Source organism: Polaromonas sp. P1_A2, from assembly GCF_056406895.1.
Genome location: NZ_JBFTZI010000001.1, coordinates 34804 through 54777, shown reverse-complemented (window position 1 = coordinate 54777; position 19974 = coordinate 34804). Strand labels below are relative to the sequence as shown.

Here is a 19974-nt window from a genome sequence, read left to right as displayed (position 1 = left end):
CGAAGTGGTTCAGGCCAGCACGTAGCCGGTCTTGACCGTCGTGTAAAACTCCGCGGCGTAGCGGCCCTGCTCGCGCGGGCCGTAACTCGAACCCTTGCGCCCGCCGAAAGGCACGTGAAAGTCAACGCCCGCGGTCGGCAGGTTGACCATGGTCATGCCGACCTCGGCGTTGCGCTTGAAATGCGTGGCGTGCTTCAGGGATGTGGTGCAGATGCCCGCGCACAGGCCGAAGGGCGTGTCGTTGGCCAGGGCCAGCGCGTGTTCAAAATCATCGGCCTGCAGCACACAGGCGACCGGCCCGAAGATTTCTTCGCGCGCGATGCGGTGCTCCGGCTTGGCCAGGAAAAGCGCCGGGCTCATGTAGTGCCCCGGGGTGGCACGTTCGAGCAACTCGCCGCCCCAGACATGCTCGGCGCCCTCGTTGCGCCCTATCTCCAGGTAGGACTGGTTGTTGTCCAGCTGGCCCTGGTCGACCACGGGACCTATTTCGATGCCTTGCTCCAGCGCGTGGCCCACCTTGAGCGAGGCGACGCGGTGGCGCAGCCGGGCGACGAAGGCGTCGTGCACGGACGCCTCCACAATCAGGCGGCTCGAGGCGGTGCAGCGCTGGCCGGTCGAAAAATACGAGCCTTGCACCGCGCATTCGACGGCCTGGTCAAGATCGGCATCGGCCAGCACCACCAGCGGGTTTTTGCCGCCCATTTCAAGCTGCACCTTGGCGCGGCGCGCGGCCGCGGACTGCAGGATGCGCTCGCCGGTCGCCACCGAGCCCGTGAAACTCAGCGCATTGACCAGGGGATGGTCGACCAGCGCCTGCCCGACTTCCCGGCCGCTGCCCATGACCAGGTTGAACACGCCCGCGGGCAGCCCGCAGCGGCTGATGATTTCGGCCAGCGCCCAGGCGCAGGTGGCGACCAGCTCGGCCGGCTTGAAGACCACCGTGTTGCCGTAAGCCAATGCCGGCGCGATCTTCCAGGCGGGGATCGCCAGCGGAAAATTCCACGGCGCGATGATGCCCACCACGCCGACGGGTTCACGCGTCACGTCTACCTGGATGCCGGGCCGCACCGATGCCAGGGTCTCCCCCTGGACGCGCAGCGCCTCGCCCGCGAAAAACTTGAAGATCTGGCCGGCCCGCGCCGCTTCGCCCACGCCTTCGGGCAAGGTTTTGCCTTCTTCCCGCGCCAGCAGCATGCCCAGTTCGTCCTTGCGTGCCAGGATCTCGCTGCCTATCTGGTCGAGCACATCGGCGCGGCGCTGCGGGGTGCTGTGGCTCCAGTGCGGCAAAGCCTCGGAGGCCGCGCGGATCGCCACTTCGGTCTGGTTGCGGTCGGCACGCGCATACTCGCTCACCACTTCGCGGGTGTCCGAGGGGTTGCTGCTGATGCCCGTGGTGGTGCCGGTTTCCCAGCGCCCATTGATGTAATGCCGGGCGGTGTGCTGCAGTTCGCCGAATCTCATGAGAAGAGATGTTTTTTCATAACGACGCAGTCTAGAATCGATTTTGATATCAATCTAATCGTTTTTTTGACAAAATTGATATCGTTCTACGCATTCTGGAAAACCCGATGACCACCTACAACCACTGGTTCATACGCGCAAGGCTCAAAACCCGGCAATTGCTGTTGCTGGTCGCGCTGGCCGAGGAAGGCAATATCCACCGCGCGGCGCAGGTGCTCAGCATGACCCAGCCGGCGGCCTCCAAGCTGCTCAAGGACCTGGAAGACGTCCTGGAGGTGCCGCTGTTCGAGCGCCTGCCCCGCGGCATGCGGCCGACCTGGTATGGCGAAACCATGATCCGGCATGCGCGCATGGCGCTGGCCAGCCTGAACCAGGCGCATGACGAACTCACCGCGCTCAAGACCGGGCACTTCGGCCACGTCGCCGTCGGCGCGATCACCTCGCCGGGCCTGGCCTTGCTGCCCTCCGCGGTGGCCGTGGTCAAGCAGGAGCACCCCAGCCTGCGCATCTCGCTGGACATCGAAACCAGCCCGGTGCTGCTGGAGCGGCTGGAGCAGGGCAAGCTCGACATCCTGGTGGCGCGCCTTTTTGCCGAGCACGACAAAACCCATTTGCGTTATGAGCCCCTGGTCGAGGAGCCGGTGTGCGCCATGGCCAGGCCGGGCCATCCCTTGCTGGGGGTGTCGGGCCTGACCCTGCGCGACGTGGTGGCGGCCGCCTGGATCGTGCCGCCCGCGGGCAGCGTGCTGAGGCACCGCTTCGAGCTGATGTTCCAGGAGGACGGGCTCGCGCCGCCGATCAACGTGGTCGAGTCTTCGGCGCTGCTTTTCATCACGCGCATGCTGCAGCAAAGCGACATGGTGGCCGTGGTCGCGGCCGATGTGGCGCGGTATTACGCGGCGCACGGCCTCGTCGCGATGCTGCCGCTGGACATGCCCTGCCATATGGACGCCTTCGGCATCATCACCCGCACCGACCGGCTGCCTTCACCCGCCGCCAAGGTCATGATGAAGGCGCTGAAGGCGGCGAGCCTGACGCTCTATGGGCGCAGGCTGGAAGTGGACCTGGCCTGAAGCTCAAACCCAGCCGGCATCCACCTTGAACTCCTGCGCGGTGCACATGGCGGCGTCGTCGGAGGCCAGGAACAGCACCATGCGCGCGATGTCGTGGGGCAGCAGCTTGTCGGGCAGGCACTGGTTGCGCTCGAGTTCCTTTTCGCCTTCGGCATCCAGCCAGAGCTTGATCTGCCGCTCGGTCATGACCCAGCCCGGCGACACGGTGTTGACGCGGATGCGGTCGCGGCCCAGTGTTTTCGCCAGGCCGCGCGTCAGGCCGTTCACCGAAGACTTGGCGATGGCATAGCAGGGATAGCCGGCGCCCTTGCCCTGCCAGCCGGTGGAGCCCAGGTTGATGATGGAGCCGGCGCCCAGCCGCTGCATGCCAGGCACCACTGACTGGATCGCAAAAAAGGCGGGCCGCTCGTTGATCGCGATGCGCTCGTCGTAGTAGGCGGGCGTCACGGATTCCAGGCTGTGGCGGTCATCGCTGGCCACGTTGTTGACCAGCACCGAAAAATCGCCCAGCGCCTGCGCCGCCTCGGCAATCGCCGCTTGCAGCGCGGCCACATCCCGCACATCGCAAACGCGCCACCAGGGGCGGGCATGCCCGGCATCCGCCAATTGCTGGGCCAGCGCCTCGCTGGCGTCCTTCGCGACATCAATAAAGGCAACACGCGCGCCCTGCTGGGCAAATGCCGCCACGATGGCGGCGCCTATGCCGCTGCCGCCGCCGGTGACAAACACCGACCGGTTTTTCAGGCTGGGAAAGAGGGAGAGGGTGTCGCTCGCGGGAGCGGAACGCATGGAGGCAGGGCTCGAAATATTTGACATTGCAATTTATATATAGATTGATTTAAAAACAATAGATTTTCAACATCACTATGCATTGATATCATGCATCGCGTCAAGAGCCAAGGCGCCATGCACAGGCCCGCAACAGGGAGACATCAGTGGCATCGATTCAGGATACCCTCGCGGACATGCACAGGCCGCAGCCGGCCACACCGGCGCCCGGCACAGCGCATTGCGTGGACCCGGCGGGGGCCCTGCTGGGTGAAGGTACTTTGTGGTCGCCGCGCGAACAGGCCCTGTACTGGGTGGACATTCTGGGGCGCCGCCTGCACCGCCTTGACCCGGCCTCCGGCGAGCGCAAAAGCTGGTCTTTTGATGAGGAAATTTCCGCGCTGGCCGAACGGGCCCATGCGCCCGGCCTGATCGTCACCCTGCGGCGCGGCTTTGCGCTGTTTGACCCGGCTACGGGCGGCGAACCGCACTACCTGCACCAGCCGGAGCTTGCCTTGCCGGGCAATCGCTTTAATGACGGCAAGTGTGATGCGCAGGGCAGCTTCTGGGCGGGCACCATGGACTTTGATTGCGTGGTCCCCACCGGCGGGCTGTACCGCTACGACCCCGACGGCCGCTGCACCTGCCATGACCAGGGTTTTGCGGTGACCAACGGCCCGACCTGGTCGGCCGACGGGCGCTGCCTGTATTTCAACGACACGGTCAAGGGCCGCATCCATGCCTACGACTTCGACAGCGCGGCAGGGACCTTGTCGAACAAGCGGCTTTGGCTTGCCTTTGCGGCCGGCGATGGTGTGCCCGACGGCATGACCACCGACGCGGCAGGCCGCCTGTGGATCGCCCACTGGGGAGGGGCTTGCGTCAGCTGCCACGACCCGGTTACCGCCCAGGAGCTATGCCGTGTGCCGCTGCCCACCAGCCATGTGACCAACTGCGCCTTCGGCGGGCCGGACCTGCGCACACTGTTTATCAGCACGGCCCGCACCGGGCTCACGCCGGAGCAACTCGCCGCGCAGCCGCTGGCCGGCGGCCTGTTCGCGGTGGCCATGGACAGCCCGGGCGTGCCGGCCGGCCTGTTCGGCGGCTGATGCCGCGAACAAAGCAGATCTACCCACCTTCATCCGCATCCATCCGCCTTCACCGTGAAAGACTTTCGATGACCGATCCCGCACACCCTGTTGCCTGGCTGCGCCACGCCGGCCAGCGCTTGGGGCTGCTGCCCTCGCTGGGCGGCAGCGTGGCCGCCTGGCAGCTTGAGCGTCCGCAAGGGCCGCTGGATCTCTGGCGGCCTTGGGACGGCAAAACCGCAGACCTCTACCAGACCGCTTCGTTTGCCATGGTGCCGTGGTCCAACCGCATCAGCGGCGGCGGCTTCAAGCACGCGGGGCAGTTTCACGCGATGCGGCCCAATCGCAAGGGCGAGCCCTATCCCATCCATGGCGACGGCTGGCTGCAGCCCTGGGAGCTCTCGCAGCCCGCCGCCGACACGCTGGTGATGACACTGGTGTCGCACGGCTTCGACGGCAACCCGTATGACTATGAGGCCGTGCAGACCTTCCGGCTGGTTGAGGGCGGGCTGGACCAGCGGGTGCAGGTGCGCCACCTGGGCATTGCGCCGCTGCCCTATGGCCTGGGCGTGCATCCCTGGTTCCCGCGCACGCCGCAGACGCGGATCACCGCGCCTGTGCAAGGCCTCTGGCTCTGCGGTGACGACCCGCTGCCGGTGGCGCACACCACCGATTTTCCGGCGGGCTGGGACCTGAGCGGGGGCGCGCCGGCCAACGGCCCGCTCATCGACAACGGCTACACCGGCTGGGGCGGCAAGGCCAGCATCGCCTGGCCCGAACTGGGCCTGCAGGTCACGGCCGGCATGCCAGACTTTGAGCGCGACGGCGGCGCCGCGCGGCACTTCTGCCTGGTCTACCGGCCGCCGCAGGGGAGCGCCTTTTGTTTTGAGCCCATCACGCAGCCTATCGATGCCTTCCACCTGCCGGGCCAGCCCGGCCTGCGTGTGCTGGGGCCGGGGGAACAGTTTTCGCTCAAGATCCAGTGGCGCATCGAGCCCCTGGCCGCGCAGGGCTGAGCCGATGCAGCCCTAAGCCCCCTTAACCCGCTTAAAGCTGGCCCGTCAGGCGGCGGGCGGCCTCAAGCACCGGCTTGACATGGGCTTCGCTGTAACGGTTGGCCGGCATGGTCAGCGTCACCGCGCCCGCCAGTACGCCGTCGGCCCTGAACACCGGCGCTGAAATCCCGGCCACCTCGGCCAGCCGGTCGCCAACCGCCGTGTAGTAACCCTGTTCGCGAATCCTGGCGTAAAGCGGGTGGTCTTTTCGCCCGGCGGCTTTTGCCCTGTCGGTGTCGAAGGCGATCAGGATGCGGGCGCCCGTGCCGCGGTCGGCGGGCAGCAAGTCGCCGGCCCGGATGTGGTCGCGGATCGGCTGCGGCGAGTCCACCCGGTACAGGCACAGGCGGGCCTCGCCCTGGCGCACATGGTAGGCCGCGCTCTCGCCGGTGGCCGCGACCAGCTCGCGCAGCACCGGCAGCACCACGCGGTCCAGCGAAAACGAGGCGGCATACACCGCGTTGAGGCGCGCCACCTCGTTGCCCAGCCCGTAGTTGCCGTCGTCCAGGCGCTGCACCAGGCGCGCGTGCTCCAGCGAGGCCAGCAGGCGCAGCGTCGTGCTTTTGTACAGCTGCGTGCGGCTCGCGAGTTCCGCCAGGCTCAGCGAGGTGTCGCCCGCCCGGAAGGCCGACAGCAGGGTCAGGGCGCGGTCCACCGCCGCGGCGCCGCCAGGCGCGGCGTGGCTGTCGGCAAGGGATTCGATCTGGGCTTTGCGGGGCATACGCGGCTTTCAAGGCTTGGCGCGGCGCGCGGCTTGACAAGCCGGCGTTTAGCGTGGAATATTTCATTAGAGAGAACTATATTCCATCCTACAGAACTATGACCACGAATGCAAGCGCCTCCCGGGCATCCCGGCCGCCCCCCGAGGTGCTGATCAGCGAAGTCGGCCCGCGCGACGGCCTGCAGTCGGTCAAGGCCGTGATGCCGACGGCGCACAAGCTGCGCTGGATCAGCGCCCTCTACGAAGCCGGCCTGCGCGAGATCGAGGTCGCATCGTTTGTGCCGGCCAGGCTGCTGCCGCAGATGGCCGACGCGGCCGAGGTGGTGCGGCATGCCCTGACTTTGCCCGGCCTGACCGTCATGGCGCTGGTGCCCAATCTGCGCGGCGCGCAGGCGGCCCTGGCGGCCGGCGTGCACAAGCTTACCCTGCCGGTGTCGGCCAGCGCCGCGCATTCGCTGGCGAATGTGCGCAAGAGCCGCGAGGAGATGGTCGAAGAGGTGCGCGCCATCGCGGCGCTGCGGCGCGACACCGCGCCGCACGTCAAAGTCGAGGCCGGTATTTCCACCGCCTTCGGCTGCACGCTGCAGGGCGAGGTCGCCGAGGACGAGGTGATACGCCTGGCCGCGCAGTGCATTGCCGCGGGCGCCGACGAATCGGGCCTGTCGGACACCACGGGTTACGCCAACCCGGCGCAGGTCAGGCGCCTGTTCCGCCGGCTGCGCGCGGAAATCGGCGAACACGCCGGCGCGGCCCATATGCACAACACGCGCGGCCTGGGCCTGGCCAACTGCCTGGCCGCCTACGAGGAAGGCGTGCGCACCTTTGACTCGTCCCTGGGCGGCCTGGGCGGTTGCCCTTATGCGCCGGGTGCCTCGGGCAATGTGGTCACCGAGGACCTGGTCTTCATGTTCGAGGCCATGGGTGTTGCCACCGGCGTGGACCTCGCCAGGCTGATGGCCGCCCGGGAACCGCTGCGGGCCGGGCTGCCGGGCGAGGCGATTTACGGCATGACACCCGAGGCGGGTTTGCCCAAGGGCTTTGTGCAAGGAGCCGTCCATGTCTGATACCAGCGCGCCACCGAACGGGCCCGCCAGGGAACTGCCCTACGCGGGCCTGCGCGTCGTCGAATTCACCCACATGGTCATGGGGCCGACCTGCGGCATGCTGCTGGCCGACCTGGGGGCCGAGGTCATCAAGGTCGAGCCGATTGCCGGGGACAACACGCGCAAGCTGATCGGCTCGGGCGCGGGCTTTTTCCCCATGTTCAACCGCAACAAAAAAAGCCTTGCCGTGGACCTGCAGACGCCCGAAGGTCGCGAACTGGTGCTCAAGCTGGTCGCGACGGCCGACGTGGTCAGCGAAAACTTCAAGCCGGGCACCATGAAGAAGCTGGGCCTGGACTATGCCTCGCTCAGCAAGCTCAACGAGCGGCTGATCTACGTGAGCCACAAGGGTTTCCTGCCAGGCCCCTACGACCACCGCACGGCGCTCGATGAAGTGGTGCAGATGATGGGCGGCCTGGCCTATATGACGGGCCGCGCCGGCGACCCACTGCGCGCCGGCAGCAGCGTCAACGACATCATGGGCGGCATGTTCGGCGCGATAGGCGCGATGGCGGCGCTGGCCGCGCGCGAAAAAACCGGCAAGGGCCAGGAAGTGCAGGCCGCGCTGTTCGAGAACAACGTGTTCCTGGTGGCCCAGCACATGATGCAGTTCGCCGTCACCGGCCAGCCCGCCGCGCCCATGCCCAGCCGGATCTCGGCCTGGGCGGTGTACGACGTGTTCACGGTCAAGGACGGCGAGCAGATTTTCCTGGCCGTGGTCAGCGACACGCAGTGGGCGGTTTTCTGCGAGGCCTTCGGCCTGCAGGAGCTGCGGGCCGACCCGCGGCTGCAAAGCAACAACGACCGCGTGCGCGCGCGCGACTGGCTGATGCCGCTGCTGCGCTCGCAGCTGGCCGGGCACAGCGCCGCCGAGCTGGGCGCGGTGTTCGAAAAACACGCGCTGCCGTTTGCGCCCATCACGCGGCCGCAAGACCTGTTCGAGGACCCGCACCTCAAGGCCACCGGCGGCCTGGCGCCCATCACGCTGGCCGACGGCGAGCGCGCGGGGCAAACCACCTCCACCGTGCTGCTGCCGCTCACGCTGGGCGGGGAACGGCCGGGCGTGCGCATGAACCCGCCGCGGCTGGGCGAGCACACGCGGGAGCTGCTGCAGGAGCTCGGTTACTCAGGCGAGGCCATCGCGGCCTTGCAGGCCGGCGGCATCACGCGCTGAGCATTCCAGAACAAAACCACAGAACACCCACGGAGACAGACATGAACAACAAGCTGAAAGCGGTTTTGCTGGCGGCGGGCCTGGGCCTGGCCCAGCTCACGGCAGGGGCGCAAACCACCTGGCCCGCCAAGCCGATCCGCATCATCGTGCCCTTCCCGGCGGGCGGGCCGACCGACATCACGGCGCGCGTCCTGGGGCAGGCTATCGGCGAGTCGCTCAAGACGCCGGTGATTGTGGAAAACAAGGCGGGCGGCCACGGTTTCATTGGCGTGGGCGAGGCGGCCAAAGCGCCGGCGGACGGCTACACCCTGATGATGGCCAGCATAGGCACCATGGCCATCAACCCCAGGCTGCACGAGAAGATCCCCTACGACGCCAACAAGGATTTCGCGCCGGTATCCCTGGTGGTGACCGTGCCTATCGTGGTGGTGGCCAATCCGCGGGTGCTGCCGGTGGCGACCTTGCCGGAACTCGTGGAGCGGCTCAAGGCCAACCCCGGCAAGATCAATTTTGCGTCGGCCGGCAACGGCGGCTCCTCACACCTGGTGCCCGAGTACTTCAAGTACCGCACAGGCACTTTCATGACGCACATTCCCTACAAGGGCTCGGGCCCCGCCATCGGCGACGTGGTGGCCGGCCAGGTGCAGCTGATGTTTGACACTTTGCTGACCAGCACGCCCTTTGTGAAAAGCGGCAAGCTCAGGATGCTGGGCGTCACCACCGCGCAGCGCCTGCCGCAGTACCCCGATGTGCCCACGGTCGCGGAGGCGCTGAACATGAAGGACTTCGAGGCCTCGTCCTGGTATGCGCTCTATGCACCCGCCGGCACACCACCCGACATCGTCAAGCGCCTGTCCGCCGAGGTGGATGCGGCGCTCAAACAGCCGGCAGTGGCCAAACGCCTGACGGACCTGGGCGCCATACCCGCCGGAGGCACGCCGGAGAAACTGGCCGCGTTCCAGCGCCTCGAGCAGGACAAATGGGGCAAGGTGATCCAGCTTGCGCACGTCAAGCCGGACTGAGCCGGCCTCTTGAGCGGCCCGCCGGCCGGGCGGGCACCGCCGCACGACATCCACATCAACGGAGACACGCATGCACAAAAACCTGAAAACCATTTTGATCGCCGCGGGCCTGGGCCTGGCCCAGCTCACGGCGGGGGCGCAAACCGCCTGGCCCGAAAAGCCGGTGCGCATCATCGTGCCCTACGCGCCCGGCGGCACCACCGACTACGCGGCGCGGCAGATCGCGCAAAAACTCACCGAGCAGACCAAACAGTCCTTTTATGTCGAGAACAAGGCCGGCGCCAGCGGCACCATAGGCACGGACCTGGTGGCCAAGGCCGCGCCCGACGGCTACACCTTGCTGACCAACGACACCACCTATGCGATGCTGCCTTCGCTGTTCAACAAGCTGCCCTGGGACCATGCCAACGGCCTGGTGCCGGTGACCACCATCGCGCTGACGCCGGTGGTGCTGGTGGTGGGCGTCAACTCGCCCTACAAGACGCTGGCCGAGCTGCTGGCCTTCGCCCAGAAGAACCCGGGCAAACTCAATTTCGGCTCGGGCGGCCCCGGCAGTTCCACCCACCTGTCGGCCGAGCTGCTGAAGAAGGAAGGCAAGTTCTTCATGACGCACATCCCCTACAAAGGCGCCGGCGAGGCCATGCTGGCCGTAGTGTCTGGGCAGGTCGACGTGCTGGTCACCGCCAGCCCCACGGCGATCCCGCAGGTCAAGGGCGGCAAGCTGCGCGCGCTGGCCGTCACCGGCGACAAGCGCCTGTCCAGCCTGCCCGATGTGCCCACCTTCCGGGAAGCGGGCCTGCGCGGCTACACGGTCACCAACTGGTTCGGCCTGGTGGCACCCAGGGGCACGCCGCCCGAGCTGGTCGGCAAGCTGCAGGCGGAAGTCAAGAAAGCGCTGGCCGACCCGGCCCTGCGCGAACGCCTGGCGCAGCAGGGCGCGCAGCCCGGCGGCATGGCGCCGGCCGACTTTGCCGGTTTCATCAAGCAGGAAACCCTGATCTGGGGCACGGTGGCCAAACTCGCCGGCGTGAAGCCCGAATAAGGCCGCGCAGCATGTGGAACCTGTCCTTCACGCCGCCGCAAGTCATTGAAGCCCGGGTGCTGACCCGCCTGCCGGACAACCTGCGCCAGTCCCGGCCCACGGCCTGGGTGGACGCCAACAAGCCCGGCCATGTCATGGACAGCTTTCTCGAGGGCCCGGCCTTCGACCGCGCCGGCAACCTGTACCTGGCCGACATTCCCTACGGCCGCATCTTCCGCGTGAGCCCCGAGCTGCAATGGACGCAAATCGCGCAGTACGAGGGCTGGCCCAACGGCCTGGCCGTGCACCGCGACGGCAGCGTCTGGATCGCGGACTACCGGCGCGGCATCCTGAAACTGGACCCGGCCACGGGCCGCGTGGACACGGTTCTGGGCCACCGCAACAGCGAGTCCTTCAAGGGGGTGAACGACCTCACTTTCGACGCGCAGGGCCAGTGCTATTTCACCGACCAGGGGCAGACCGGCCTGCACGACCCCACGGGCCGCGTCTACCGGCTGCGCGAAAACGGCCAGCTTGACCTGCTGCTGGGCAACGCGCCCAGCCCCAACGGCATCGCGCTGAGTGCCGACGGCAAGCTGCTGTTTGTCGCCGTGACGCGCGGCAACGCGGTGTGGCGCGCGCCGCTGCTGCCCGACGGTTCCCTCTCAAAAATGGGCGCCTTCCAGACTTTTTTCGGCGCCAGCGGCCCCGACGGCATGGCGCTGGACGCCGAGGGCCGGCTGGTGGTCGCGCATGCCAGCCTGGGCGGCGCTTTTGTGCTCAATGCGCGCGGCGAAGTCACGCATTTTGTGCGCAGCCCCGTGGGCGCCACGGTCACCAATGTCGCTTTCCGGCCGGGCACGCGCGAGCTGCTCATGACGGAATCGCAGACCGGCAGCGTGCTGGCGGCGGAACTGCCCGCGCCAGGCCAGCTTTTGTATTCACACGACACTCCGGGGTGAACGGCGGAATAAGCGGAGATTCTCTGTTGATTACTGACATTCATGCGCATAATGAAGGCGCATGGACAAACTCAAACAGCTGGAATCCTTTGTCTCGGTGGTGGCGCGCGGCAGCCTGACGGCGGCCGCCAAATCCGAGGGCGTGGCGCCGGCCATCATGGGCCGGCGGCTGGACGCGCTGGAAGAGCGGCTGGGCGTGAAGCTGCTGGTGCGCACCACGCGGCGCATCGCGCTCACGCATGAAGGCAGTGCCTTCCTCGAAGACTGCCAGCGCCTGCTGGCCGACCTGGCCAATGCGGAGGCCAGCGTGTCGGCCGGCGGCGTCAAGGCCAGCGGCCATTTGCGCATCACGGCGCCGGCGGGTTTCGGGCGCCGGCACGTCGCGCCGCTGGTGACCCGCTTTCGCGAGCAGCATGCCGACGTGACGATTTCGCTGAACCTCAGCGACCGCGTGGTCGACCTGGCGGGCGAGGGCTTTGACTGTGCGGTGCGCGTGGGCGACCTGCCCGACTCCTCGCTGGTCAGCGTGCGCATGGCCGACAACCGGCGCCTGTGCGTGGCCACGCCGCGCTACCTCAAGACCCACGGCACGCCGCAGCACCCCAGCGAGCTGGCGCGCTTTGACTGCCTCACGCTGTCCAGCGATGCCTCGCAGACGCGGGGCTGGGCCTTCCAGGTGGGCGGCGAGCTGGTGCACCTCAAGCCGGGCGGGCCGCTCGACTGCTCCGACGGCCAGGTCCTGCACGACTGGTGCCTGGCCGACTGCGGCATTGCCTGGCGCAGCACCTGGGAGGTCGAATCGGAGATCGCCGCCGGGCGGCTGACGGCGGTGCTCGAAGACTTTGCCGCGCCGCCCAACGGCATTTACGCCGTGTTCCCGCAGCGCAAACATTTGCCGCTGCGGGTGCGGCTGTGGGTAGACTTCCTCAAACACCATTACAGCCAGCCCGAGTTCTGGCGCACCCCGTCGGCCTCCGCCGCCGCCAAGCCCTGACACCCCAACAAAGAAAAGAAGGACCCCGCGATGACGCTCGAAGCCCTGCTGGCTTATGCCCACCTGCTGGCGATTCTCACCATGGTGGTTTTTCTCGCGAGCGAGGCGGCGCTGTGCCGCGTCGAATGGCTGAATGCCGCCGTGGTCGAACGGCTGGGCAAGATAGACATGGTCTACGGCATCTCCGCGGGCCTGGTCTTGGCGACCGGCCTGGCGCGCGTGTTCCTGGGCAGCAAAGGCGCGGCCTGGTATGCGCACAATCCCCTGCTTTATTTAAAGCTGGCCATGTTCCTGGTGATTGGACTGATCTCCATCAAGCCGACGCTGATGTTTGTGCGCTGGCGGCGCGCGCTGCGCGCCAATGGCGCCCTGCCCGACGCGGTGGAGGTCAAGAAAGCGCGCCGGCTGGTGATGGTGCAGGCGCACATCCTGCCTTTTATTCCGCTGGTGGCCGTTTTCCTGGCGCGAGGCTTCGGCTAAAGAAGACCGCGCACCAGCCAGAAGGCCGTGCCCCACATCATCAGCGCCACCAGCAAGTCCATGGCGCGCCAGACGGCCGGTGAATTGAGCCTGCGGCCCACGCACCACAGCGCCACACCCAGGCCGGTGAACCACAGCAGCGAGCCGGTGATGGCGCCCAGGCCGAACACCGCGTTGTCGGGCTGCGCATAGGCCAGCGAGGCCGTGCCTATGACCACGGCCGTGTCCAGCCAGGCATGGGGATTGAGCCAGGACAGCGCCAGCGCCAGGCCCACCGCCTTGCGGCGCGAAATGAGCTCGGCTTCGGCCGGCGCACCGTCAGCCGCCTGCGGTGCCGGTTGCAAAAAGCGCCGCATCGCCTGGGCGCCATAGACCAGCAGCACCAGCGCGCCCGCACCGGTCATCGCGCCCAGCAGCTTGTCGGACAGTCCACCCAGCTGCGCCAGCCCCATCACACCGAGGGCGATCAGCGCCACGTCGGTCAACACACAGAGGGCGACCGTGAGCCACAGGTGCTGGCGCAGCAGGCCCATGCGTATGACATGGGCGTTCTGCGGGCCTATGGCCATGATCAGCGAGAGGCTCAGGACCATACCGGTCAGGAAGGCGGGGGCGGCAAGCGGGTTCATGGTGCTTCTTCAAAGGTTCAGGGGAGTCGGCTTGCACGCAGTGTCGGGCAAAGCCCATAATGCTTAAACAAAGTTAACTAAAACTTAGATTGATTAATTAATACTTGATTCATACCCACCATGCTCGACGCCCGACAACTCGATGCCCTGGCCGCCGTGATTGAGCACGGCAGCTTTGGCGAGGCCGCCAAAGCCCTGAGCCTGACGCTGGCCGCCGTCTCGCTGCGCATCAAGTCGCTGGAAGGCGAGCTGGGCCAGCGCCTGCTGGTGCGGGGCAAGCAGGTGCGCGCCACGCCGGCCGGCCAGGCCTTGCTGGGCCATGTGCGGCAGCTGCGGCTGATGGAGTCCGACCTGCTCGCGGGCCTGCAGGGCGGCGGCAAGGCCGGGCGCCTGCAAAGCCTGAGCGTGGCGGTGAATGCCGACTCCCTGAGCAGCTGGTTTTTGCCCGGCGTGGCGCCGGTGCTGCAGGGCCACGGCTTGCTGCTGGACGTGGTGGTGGACGACCAGGACCACACCCACGACGCGCTCAAGAGCGGCGACGTCACCGGCTGCGTGACCACGCTGGCCCAGGCCATGCGCGGCTGCGTGGCCGAACCCCTGGGCGTGATGCGTTACCGCTGCATGGCCTCGCCGGCGCTGCTCGCGCAGTGGAACGAGCCCACGACGGGCGGCCAGGCGGCGGGGCCGAACCGTCTGGCCCATCGCCTGCTGGCCAGCCCGGCCGTGATCTTCAACCGCAAGGACGCGCTGCAGGACACTTTCCTGGCCCAGCATTTCAAGCTCAAGGATGCGCTCTACCCGCGCCATTTCGTGCCCGCCGTCGATGCCTTCGAGCTCGCGCTGGAACTGGGCATGGGCTGGGGCATGGTGCCCGATATCCTGCTGGCCGCGCGCGCGCGCCGCCCGCCGCTGCAGGAGGTGTTGCCGGGTTGCGCGGTCGATGTGCGGCTTTACTGGCAGCACTGGGCGCGCGAACCGCTGGCGGCGCAGCGCCTCACGCAGGCCGTCAAACAGGCGGCGAAAGAGCAGTTACTGCAGGACTGACGCGGACAAAAAAAAAGCCTGCCGGGTTGTCCCCAGCAGGTTTTTTAGGGTTTGTGAGAAACGCAGCGGCTTTACTTGCTCAGGCACTCTTTCATGAAAGCCTTGCGTTCATCGCCTTTTTTGCCTTTGGCGTCGACGTTGCAGGTCTTCATCTTTTCTTGCTGCGTGGCCTTCTTGGCGCTCAGGCATTCCTTCATGAAGGCTTTGCGTTCGTCGCCCTTCTTGCCCTCGGCATCCTTGTTGCAGGCGCCCATCTTGGTTTGCTGCGCGGTCTTGGCGGGAGCGTCCTGGGCATGCGCCACGGGAGACAGGATCATGGTGGCGGCAAAAGCGAAGGCGGTCAGGGATAACAGCTTTTTCATGGTGGCTCCAATGGGTTGGGAATCGGGATTGAGTTCCGGCTGGAATTCCAACACATAACGCCGGGCCAGGCAAATTCGATGACCGGGCATGCGCGCGCGCCGGGCGGCGCATGGCTTAACCGTAAAATCAGCCCATGCTCTCGATTAAAAAAGACCTGCTCGCGGCCCTGGCCGCGGGCCTGGAAGAACTTTCCCCCGGCGCGGGCGACAAAGCCGCGTTTGAATCCCCCAAGGTGGCGGCCCACGGCGACTTTGCCTGCACGGCCGCGATGCAACTGGCCAAGCCGCTCAAGCTCAATCCGCGCCAGCTCGCCGAAAACCTGCGCGCCGTTTTGCTCAAGGCCCCGGCCTTCGAGCGCTGGGTGGACGCCATCGAGATCGCCGGCCCCGGCTTCATCAACATTCGCCTCAAGCCCGCCGCCAAGCAGGAAACCGTGCGCGAGGTGCTACAGGCCGGCGCCGCCTACGGCACGCAGGCCGCAGGCAGCGGACGGCGCATGATCGTCGAGTTCGTTTCCGCCAACCCGACCGGGCCGCTGCACGTGGGCCACGGCCGGCAGGCCGCGCTGGGCGACGCGATCTGCAACCTCTTCGCCACCCAGGGCGCGCAGGTCTGGCGCGAGTTCTATTACAACGACGCGGGCGTGCAGATCCAGACCCTGGCCGCCAGCACGCAGGCGCGCGCCAAGGGCCTCAAGCCCGGCGACGCCGGCTGGCCCGAATCGGCCTACAACGGCGACTACATCGCCGACATCGCGGCCGACTTCCTGGCGAAAAAGACGGTCAGCTCGGACGACCGCGAGTTCACCGCTTCCGGCGATGTGGAGGACATGGACTCGATACGCCAGTTCGCCGTGGCCTACTTGCGCCACGAGCAGGACCTGGACCTCAAGGCCTTCTCGGTGAAGTTCGACAACTATTACCTTGAGTCCAGCCTGTACAGCTCGGGCCGCGTCGACGCCACGGTGGCAAAACTGAAAGACGCCGGCAAGACCTATGAACAGGACGGCGCGCTGTGGCTGAAGTCGACCGATTACGGCGACGACAAAGACCGCGTGATGAAAAAGAGCGACGGCAGCTACACCTACTTCGTGCCCGACGTCGCCTACCACCTGGCCAAGTGGGAGCGCGGCTTCGGCAAGGCGATCAACATCCAGGGCATGGACCACCACGGCACCATCGCCCGCGTGCGCGCCGGGCTGCAGGCCGCCGGCGAGGGCATTCCCCAGGGCTATCCCGACTACGTGCTGCACACCATGGTGCGCGTCATGCGCAACGGCGAGGAGGTCAAGATCTCCAAGCGCGCCGGCAGCTACGTCACGCTGCGCGACCTGATCGAATGGACCAGCGCCGACGCCGTGCGTTTCTTTTTGCTCAGCCGCAAGCCCGACACCGAGTACATCTTCGACATCGACCTGGCGCTGGCCAAGAACAACGAAAACCCGGTGTACTACGTGCAGTATGCGCACGCGCGCATCTGCTCCATCCTCACCACCTGGGCCGAGCAGGGCGGCGACGAAGCCAGCCTGAAGTCCGCCGACCTCTCGGCGCTGGACAGCCCGCAGGCCCAGGCGCTGATGCTGCTGCTCGCCAAATACCCCGAGATGCTGGCCAACGCGGCCGCGGGCCTGGCGCCGCACGATGTGGCGTTTTACCTGCGCGAGCTGGCCGCCTGCTACCACAGCTACTACGATGCCGAACGCATCCTGGTCGATGACGAGGCCGTCAAGCGCGCCCGGCTGGCACTGGTCGCGGCGACCGCGCAGGTGTTGCACAATGGCCTGGCGGTGCTGGGCGTGAGCGCCCCGCGCAAAATGTAAGAACGCCGGTAGCACCCGGATTTTCAGGACAAGGCAATGAACGTGGGCAAGGGTATGAATACACAACGAGGCGGGACGCTGCTGGGTTTGATCATTGGCGCGCTGATAGGCCTGGGCGCCGCGCTGGCCGTGGCGGTCTATATCACCAAGGTGCCCGTGCCTTTCATGAACAAGAGCCAGGCGCGCAATCCCGACAGCGATGCCGCGGAAGCCAAGAAGAACAAGGACTGGAACCCGAACGCGCCACTGGCCGGCAAGAACCAGCCCAAGCCGCCGCCGGCCGCGGCCACCCCTGAAGTGAGCGGTGTTGCCGTTCCCGACCCCGCCGCACCCAAGGCCGCCGCCTCGGCGCCCGCCAAAACCGCCGCCGCCAAGCCCGCCCCCGCGGTCGACCCGCTGGGCGACCTGGCCAAGGCCAAGGTCGAAGGCCTGTCGTCCGGCCCCAGCGTGGATCCTTTCAGCTACTTCATCCAGGCCGGCGCCTTCCGCACGCCTGAAGACGCCGAACAGCAGCGCGCCAAGCTGCTGCTGCTGGGCATGCAGGCCAAGGTCACCGAGCGCGAGCAGGCCGGCCGTACCGTGTACCGCGTGCGCCTCGGGCCTTTCGACAAAAAGGAAGACGCCGACAAGGCCAAGGAGCGGCTGGACAACAATTCCATTGAAACGGCCCTGGTCCGCGTGCAGCGCTGACCCCCTGTTGCGGATAAGCTGAACTTTTCACGGGGCCGGTGTACAAACCCCAGTGCCCCGCAATACGAGGCCGCCGTCCGCAGGGGCGGCTTACCCACCCTTTCTGTCATACCAGGAGAAGAATCTGATGCAACGCCGTGAGTTTTCGTTTTCAGCCGCCTCGGCGGCCGTCGCCAGCCTGGGCGGCATCGCCCTTCCCACGCTGGCGCAAGCCCAGGCCAAGGCCCCCAAGGACGGCGCCGACTATGTGACGCTGGACAAGCCGGCGCCCACCGAGGTCCCCGCGGGCCAGGTCGAGGTGGTGGAGTTCTTCTGGTACAGCTGCCCGCATTGCAATGCCTTTGAGCCGACGCTCGAGGCCTGGATGAAGCAGGCGCCCAAGGATGTGACGGTGCGGCGCGTGCCGGTCGCCTTCCGCCCCGATTTCGAGCCCCAGCAGCGCCTTTTTTATGTGCTCGAGGCCATGGGCAAGGTCGAGGAACTCCACAAAAAGGTGTTTTACGCGATCCACGTGGAAAAGTTCGCGCTCAACACCGCCGACTCCATCGCCGCCTGGGCCGAAAAGCAAGGCCTGGACAAGGCCAAGTTCATCGAGATGTACAACTCCTTCACCGTCACCACCAAGGCCCGCAAGGCCACGCAGCTGCAGGACATCTACAAGGTCGACGGCGTGCCGGCGCTGGGCATTGCGGGGCGTTACTACACCTCGGCCACCCTGGCCCAAAGCATGGTCCGCGCGCTGCAGGTCACCGATTACCTGATCGCGCAGTCGCGCATCAAAAAGTAAGGCCGTAAGGCATCCGTCCAGGGCCGCAGCGGCCCACGCCGAAAAACCCGCCTCGTTCCAGGCGGGTTTTTTTATGCCCCTAATATTCACCCGTGCAAGCCATTCCCACAGCTTGCATGGCTACAATGGCCCAACCCAAAGCAGCAAGATTCGTGCCTTATGAAACACCCCCTTTATTTCCTCGTCCTGCCGGCCGCTTTGGCGCTGGGGGCGGCGTTTCCGGCCTGGGCCGAAAAAGCCGACCGGGACAAGCCCATGAACGCGGAGGCCGATGCCCTGCGTTATGACGACCTGAAGCAAACCAGCGTGTTCACCGGCAATGTGGTGATCACCAAGGGCACGACCATCGTGCGCGGCGCGCGGGTCGACGTGAGCCAGGACCCCGAGGGCTACCAGCAGGCGATCGCCATCGCGGCGCCCGGCAAGCTGGCCTTCTACCGCAAGAAACGCGACGGCGTCGACGAATACATCGAAGGCGAGGGCGAGCGCATCGAATACGACAGCCGCGCCGACCTGGTCAAATTCATCAAGCGCGCCGTGGTGCGCCGCTACAACGGCGCCACCCTGGTGGATGAAACCACGGGCGCCGTGATCGTCTACGACAACAACACCGACGTCTTCACCGTGGACGGCGGCGCGCAGAACAGCACCGCCGCCAACCCGAGCGGGCGCATACGCGCCATGCTGTCGCCGCGCGCCGCCGCATCGGCCCCGGGCGCCGCGCCCGCCCCCGCAGCCCCGCCCGCCGCCCTGCGCCCCAGCACCACGCTGGGCACCGAAAAGAAATAGAAAGAACCTGCACAGATGGATGTGGTGACTGACACTTCGGCGGCCAAGGCCGCAACCCCCAGCCGCCTGGTGGCGCAGGGGCTGCAAAAATCCTACGGCAGCCGCAAGGTCGTGCAGGACGTTTCGGTGGCCGTGCAAAAAGGCGAGGTCGTGGGCCTGCTGGGGCCCAACGGCGCCGGCAAGACGACCTCCTTCTACATGATCGTGGGCCTGGTGCGCGCCGACGCCGGCGAGATTTCCATCGACGGCCAGTCAGTCGAGCACATGCCGATTCACCTGCGCGCCCGCCTGGGCCTGAGTTACCTGCCGCAGGAAGCCTCGATTTTCCGCAAGCTCACGGTGGAAGAAAACGTGCGCGCCGTGCTTGAACTGCAGCTGGACGCGAACGGCAAGCCGCTGGGCCGCGCCGACATCGAGTCGCGGCTCGATGCCCTGCTGCAGGACCTGCGGGTGGACCATTTGCGCAATTCGCCGGCGCCGGCGCTGTCGGGCGGTGAACGCCGCCGCGTCGAGATCGCCCGCGCCCTGGCGACCCAGCCGCGCTTCATCCTGCTTGACGAACCCTTCGCTGGCATAGACCCGATCGCCGTGATCGAGATCCAGCGCATCATCGGCTTCCTGAAGTCGCGCGGCATCGGCGTGCTGATCACCGACCACAATGTGCGCGAAACGCTGGGCATCTGCGACCATGCCTACATCATCAGCGACGGCCACGTGCTGGCCCAGGGCACGCCGTCCGAGATCGTGAACAACGCCGATGTGCGCCGCGTCTATCTGGGCGAGCACTTCAAAATGTAAAGATGGCTCCCCCCCTTTGTCGCTCACTTCGTGTAGCTCCCTCCCCCCTCGAGGGGGCGGCGCCTGCGGCCTGGCAAAGCCAGATCCGCGGCCCCCGCTCGCACTTTTTCTGCGCTTCCTTCAAAGCTCCTTG

The 19974-nt window shown here is 66.7% G+C and carries 21 protein-coding genes; 16 read left to right on the top strand and 5 right to left on the bottom strand.

The window, feature by feature from the left end; genetic code table 11:
• Positions 1-9: 9 nt before the first annotated feature.
• On the bottom strand, positions 10-1461 hold the full coding sequence (locus AC1D09_RS00255; RefSeq protein WP_477662876.1) for an aldehyde dehydrogenase family protein: 1452 nt from the start codon (positions 1459-1461) through the stop codon (positions 10-12).
• Between the two features lie 107 nt (positions 1462-1568).
• Here AC1D09_RS00255 and AC1D09_RS00250 point away from each other — a divergent pair, with 107 nt between their 5' ends.
• Positions 1569-2534, top strand: a complete 966-nt coding sequence (locus AC1D09_RS00250) for a LysR substrate-binding domain-containing protein (RefSeq protein ID WP_477662877.1) — start codon at positions 1569-1571, stop codon at positions 2532-2534.
• Positions 2535-2537: 3 nt separating this feature from the next.
• Here the strand turns inward: AC1D09_RS00250 and AC1D09_RS00245 are convergent, their stop codons facing one another.
• Positions 2538-3323: an SDR family NAD(P)-dependent oxidoreductase gene (locus AC1D09_RS00245; RefSeq protein WP_477662878.1), complete on the bottom strand. Its 786-nt coding sequence runs from the start codon at positions 3321-3323 to the stop codon at positions 2538-2540.
• Positions 3324-3499: 176 nt separating this feature from the next.
• On the opposite strand from AC1D09_RS00245, the gene AC1D09_RS00240 reads away from it, so the two are divergent.
• Positions 3500-4411, top strand: coding sequence for an SMP-30/gluconolactonase/LRE family protein (locus AC1D09_RS00240; protein WP_477662938.1), 912 nt, complete (start codon positions 3500-3502; stop codon positions 4409-4411).
• A gap of 68 nt (positions 4412-4479) precedes the next feature.
• Complete coding sequence (locus AC1D09_RS00235) at positions 4480-5406, top strand: aldose 1-epimerase (RefSeq protein ID WP_477662879.1); 927 nt, start codon at positions 4480-4482, stop codon at positions 5404-5406.
• 31 nt (positions 5407-5437) lie between these two features.
• Here AC1D09_RS00235 and AC1D09_RS00230 read toward each other — a convergent pair whose 3' ends face one another.
• A complete protein-coding gene (locus AC1D09_RS00230; protein WP_477662880.1) occupies positions 5438-6166 on the bottom strand; it encodes an IclR family transcriptional regulator in 729 nt (242 codons plus the stop codon).
• A gap of 98 nt (positions 6167-6264) precedes the next feature.
• Here AC1D09_RS00230 and AC1D09_RS00225 point away from each other — a divergent pair, with 98 nt between their 5' ends.
• The 7 genes from AC1D09_RS00225 (at position 6265) to AC1D09_RS00195 (ending at position 12922) form a co-directional block, all read left to right on the top strand.
• Positions 6265-7230, top strand: coding sequence for a hydroxymethylglutaryl-CoA lyase (locus AC1D09_RS00225; protein WP_477662881.1), 966 nt, complete (start codon positions 6265-6267; stop codon positions 7228-7230).
• Positions 7223-8443 carry a CaiB/BaiF CoA transferase family protein gene (locus AC1D09_RS00220; protein ID WP_477662882.1) on the top strand — a complete coding sequence of 407 codons (1221 nt, stop codon included), beginning with the start codon at positions 7223-7225 and terminating at the stop codon, positions 8441-8443. The genes AC1D09_RS00225 and AC1D09_RS00220 overlap by 8 nt, the downstream gene beginning before the upstream one ends.
• Positions 8444-8484: 41 nt before the next feature.
• The gene (locus AC1D09_RS00215; RefSeq protein WP_477662883.1) at positions 8485-9465 is read left to right on the top strand and encodes a Bug family tripartite tricarboxylate transporter substrate binding protein; all 981 of its coding nucleotides are present in this window, start codon (positions 8485-8487) and stop codon (positions 9463-9465) included.
• A gap of 70 nt (positions 9466-9535) precedes the next feature.
• Entirely contained in the window at positions 9536-10507 is a 972-nt protein-coding gene (locus tag AC1D09_RS00210) for a Bug family tripartite tricarboxylate transporter substrate binding protein (protein WP_477662884.1), read from the top strand.
• A gap of 11 nt (positions 10508-10518) precedes the next feature.
• Positions 10519-11448: an SMP-30/gluconolactonase/LRE family protein gene (locus AC1D09_RS00205; protein WP_477662885.1), complete on the top strand. Its 930-nt coding sequence runs from the start codon at positions 10519-10521 to the stop codon at positions 11446-11448.
• 61 nt (positions 11449-11509) lie between these two features.
• Positions 11510-12442, top strand: a complete 933-nt coding sequence (locus tag AC1D09_RS00200; RefSeq protein ID WP_477662886.1) for a LysR family transcriptional regulator — start codon at positions 11510-11512, stop codon at positions 12440-12442.
• 30 nt (positions 12443-12472) lie between these two features.
• The gene (locus tag AC1D09_RS00195) at positions 12473-12922 is read left to right on the top strand and encodes a DUF2214 family protein (RefSeq protein ID WP_007872710.1); all 450 of its coding nucleotides are present in this window, start codon (positions 12473-12475) and stop codon (positions 12920-12922) included.
• On the opposite strand, the gene AC1D09_RS00190 is transcribed toward AC1D09_RS00195, so the two are convergent.
• Positions 12919-13551 carry a LysE/ArgO family amino acid transporter gene (locus AC1D09_RS00190; protein WP_477662887.1) on the bottom strand — a complete coding sequence of 211 codons (633 nt, stop codon included), beginning with the start codon at positions 13549-13551 and terminating at the stop codon, positions 12919-12921. The genes AC1D09_RS00195 and AC1D09_RS00190 overlap by 4 nt on opposite strands.
• A gap of 120 nt (positions 13552-13671) precedes the next feature.
• Here AC1D09_RS00190 and AC1D09_RS00185 point away from each other — a divergent pair, with 120 nt between their 5' ends.
• Entirely contained in the window at positions 13672-14595 is a 924-nt protein-coding gene (locus AC1D09_RS00185) for an HTH-type transcriptional regulator ArgP (protein WP_477662888.1), read from the top strand.
• A gap of 71 nt (positions 14596-14666) precedes the next feature.
• On the opposite strand, the gene AC1D09_RS00180 is transcribed toward AC1D09_RS00185, so the two are convergent.
• The gene (locus AC1D09_RS00180; RefSeq protein ID WP_477662889.1) at positions 14667-14957 is read right to left on the bottom strand and encodes a PsiF family protein; all 291 of its coding nucleotides are present in this window, start codon (positions 14955-14957) and stop codon (positions 14667-14669) included.
• A gap of 134 nt (positions 14958-15091) precedes the next feature.
• On the opposite strand from AC1D09_RS00180, the gene argS reads away from it, so the two are divergent.
• The 5 genes from argS to lptB all read left to right on the top strand — a co-directional run bounded on the left by argS (position 15092) and on the right by lptB (position 19841).
• Entirely contained in the window at positions 15092-16777 is a 1686-nt protein-coding gene (gene argS, locus AC1D09_RS00175) for an arginine--tRNA ligase (protein WP_477662890.1), read from the top strand.
• 54 nt (positions 16778-16831) lie between these two features.
• A complete protein-coding gene (locus AC1D09_RS00170; RefSeq protein ID WP_477662891.1) occupies positions 16832-17467 on the top strand; it encodes an SPOR domain-containing protein in 636 nt (211 codons plus the stop codon).
• A gap of 127 nt (positions 17468-17594) precedes the next feature.
• Positions 17595-18254, top strand: coding sequence for a thiol:disulfide interchange protein DsbA/DsbL (locus AC1D09_RS00165; protein ID WP_477662892.1), 660 nt, complete (start codon positions 17595-17597; stop codon positions 18252-18254).
• A gap of 159 nt (positions 18255-18413) precedes the next feature.
• The gene (lptA, locus tag AC1D09_RS00160) at positions 18414-19043 is read left to right on the top strand and encodes a lipopolysaccharide transport periplasmic protein LptA (protein ID WP_477662893.1); all 630 of its coding nucleotides are present in this window, start codon (positions 18414-18416) and stop codon (positions 19041-19043) included.
• A 15-nt stretch (positions 19044-19058) separates the two neighbouring features.
• Positions 19059-19841 (top strand): LPS export ABC transporter ATP-binding protein, encoded by a 783-nt coding sequence (gene lptB / locus AC1D09_RS00155; protein WP_007872691.1) that lies wholly within the window; start codon positions 19059-19061, stop codon positions 19839-19841.
• Positions 19842-19974: the final 133 nt, after the last annotated feature.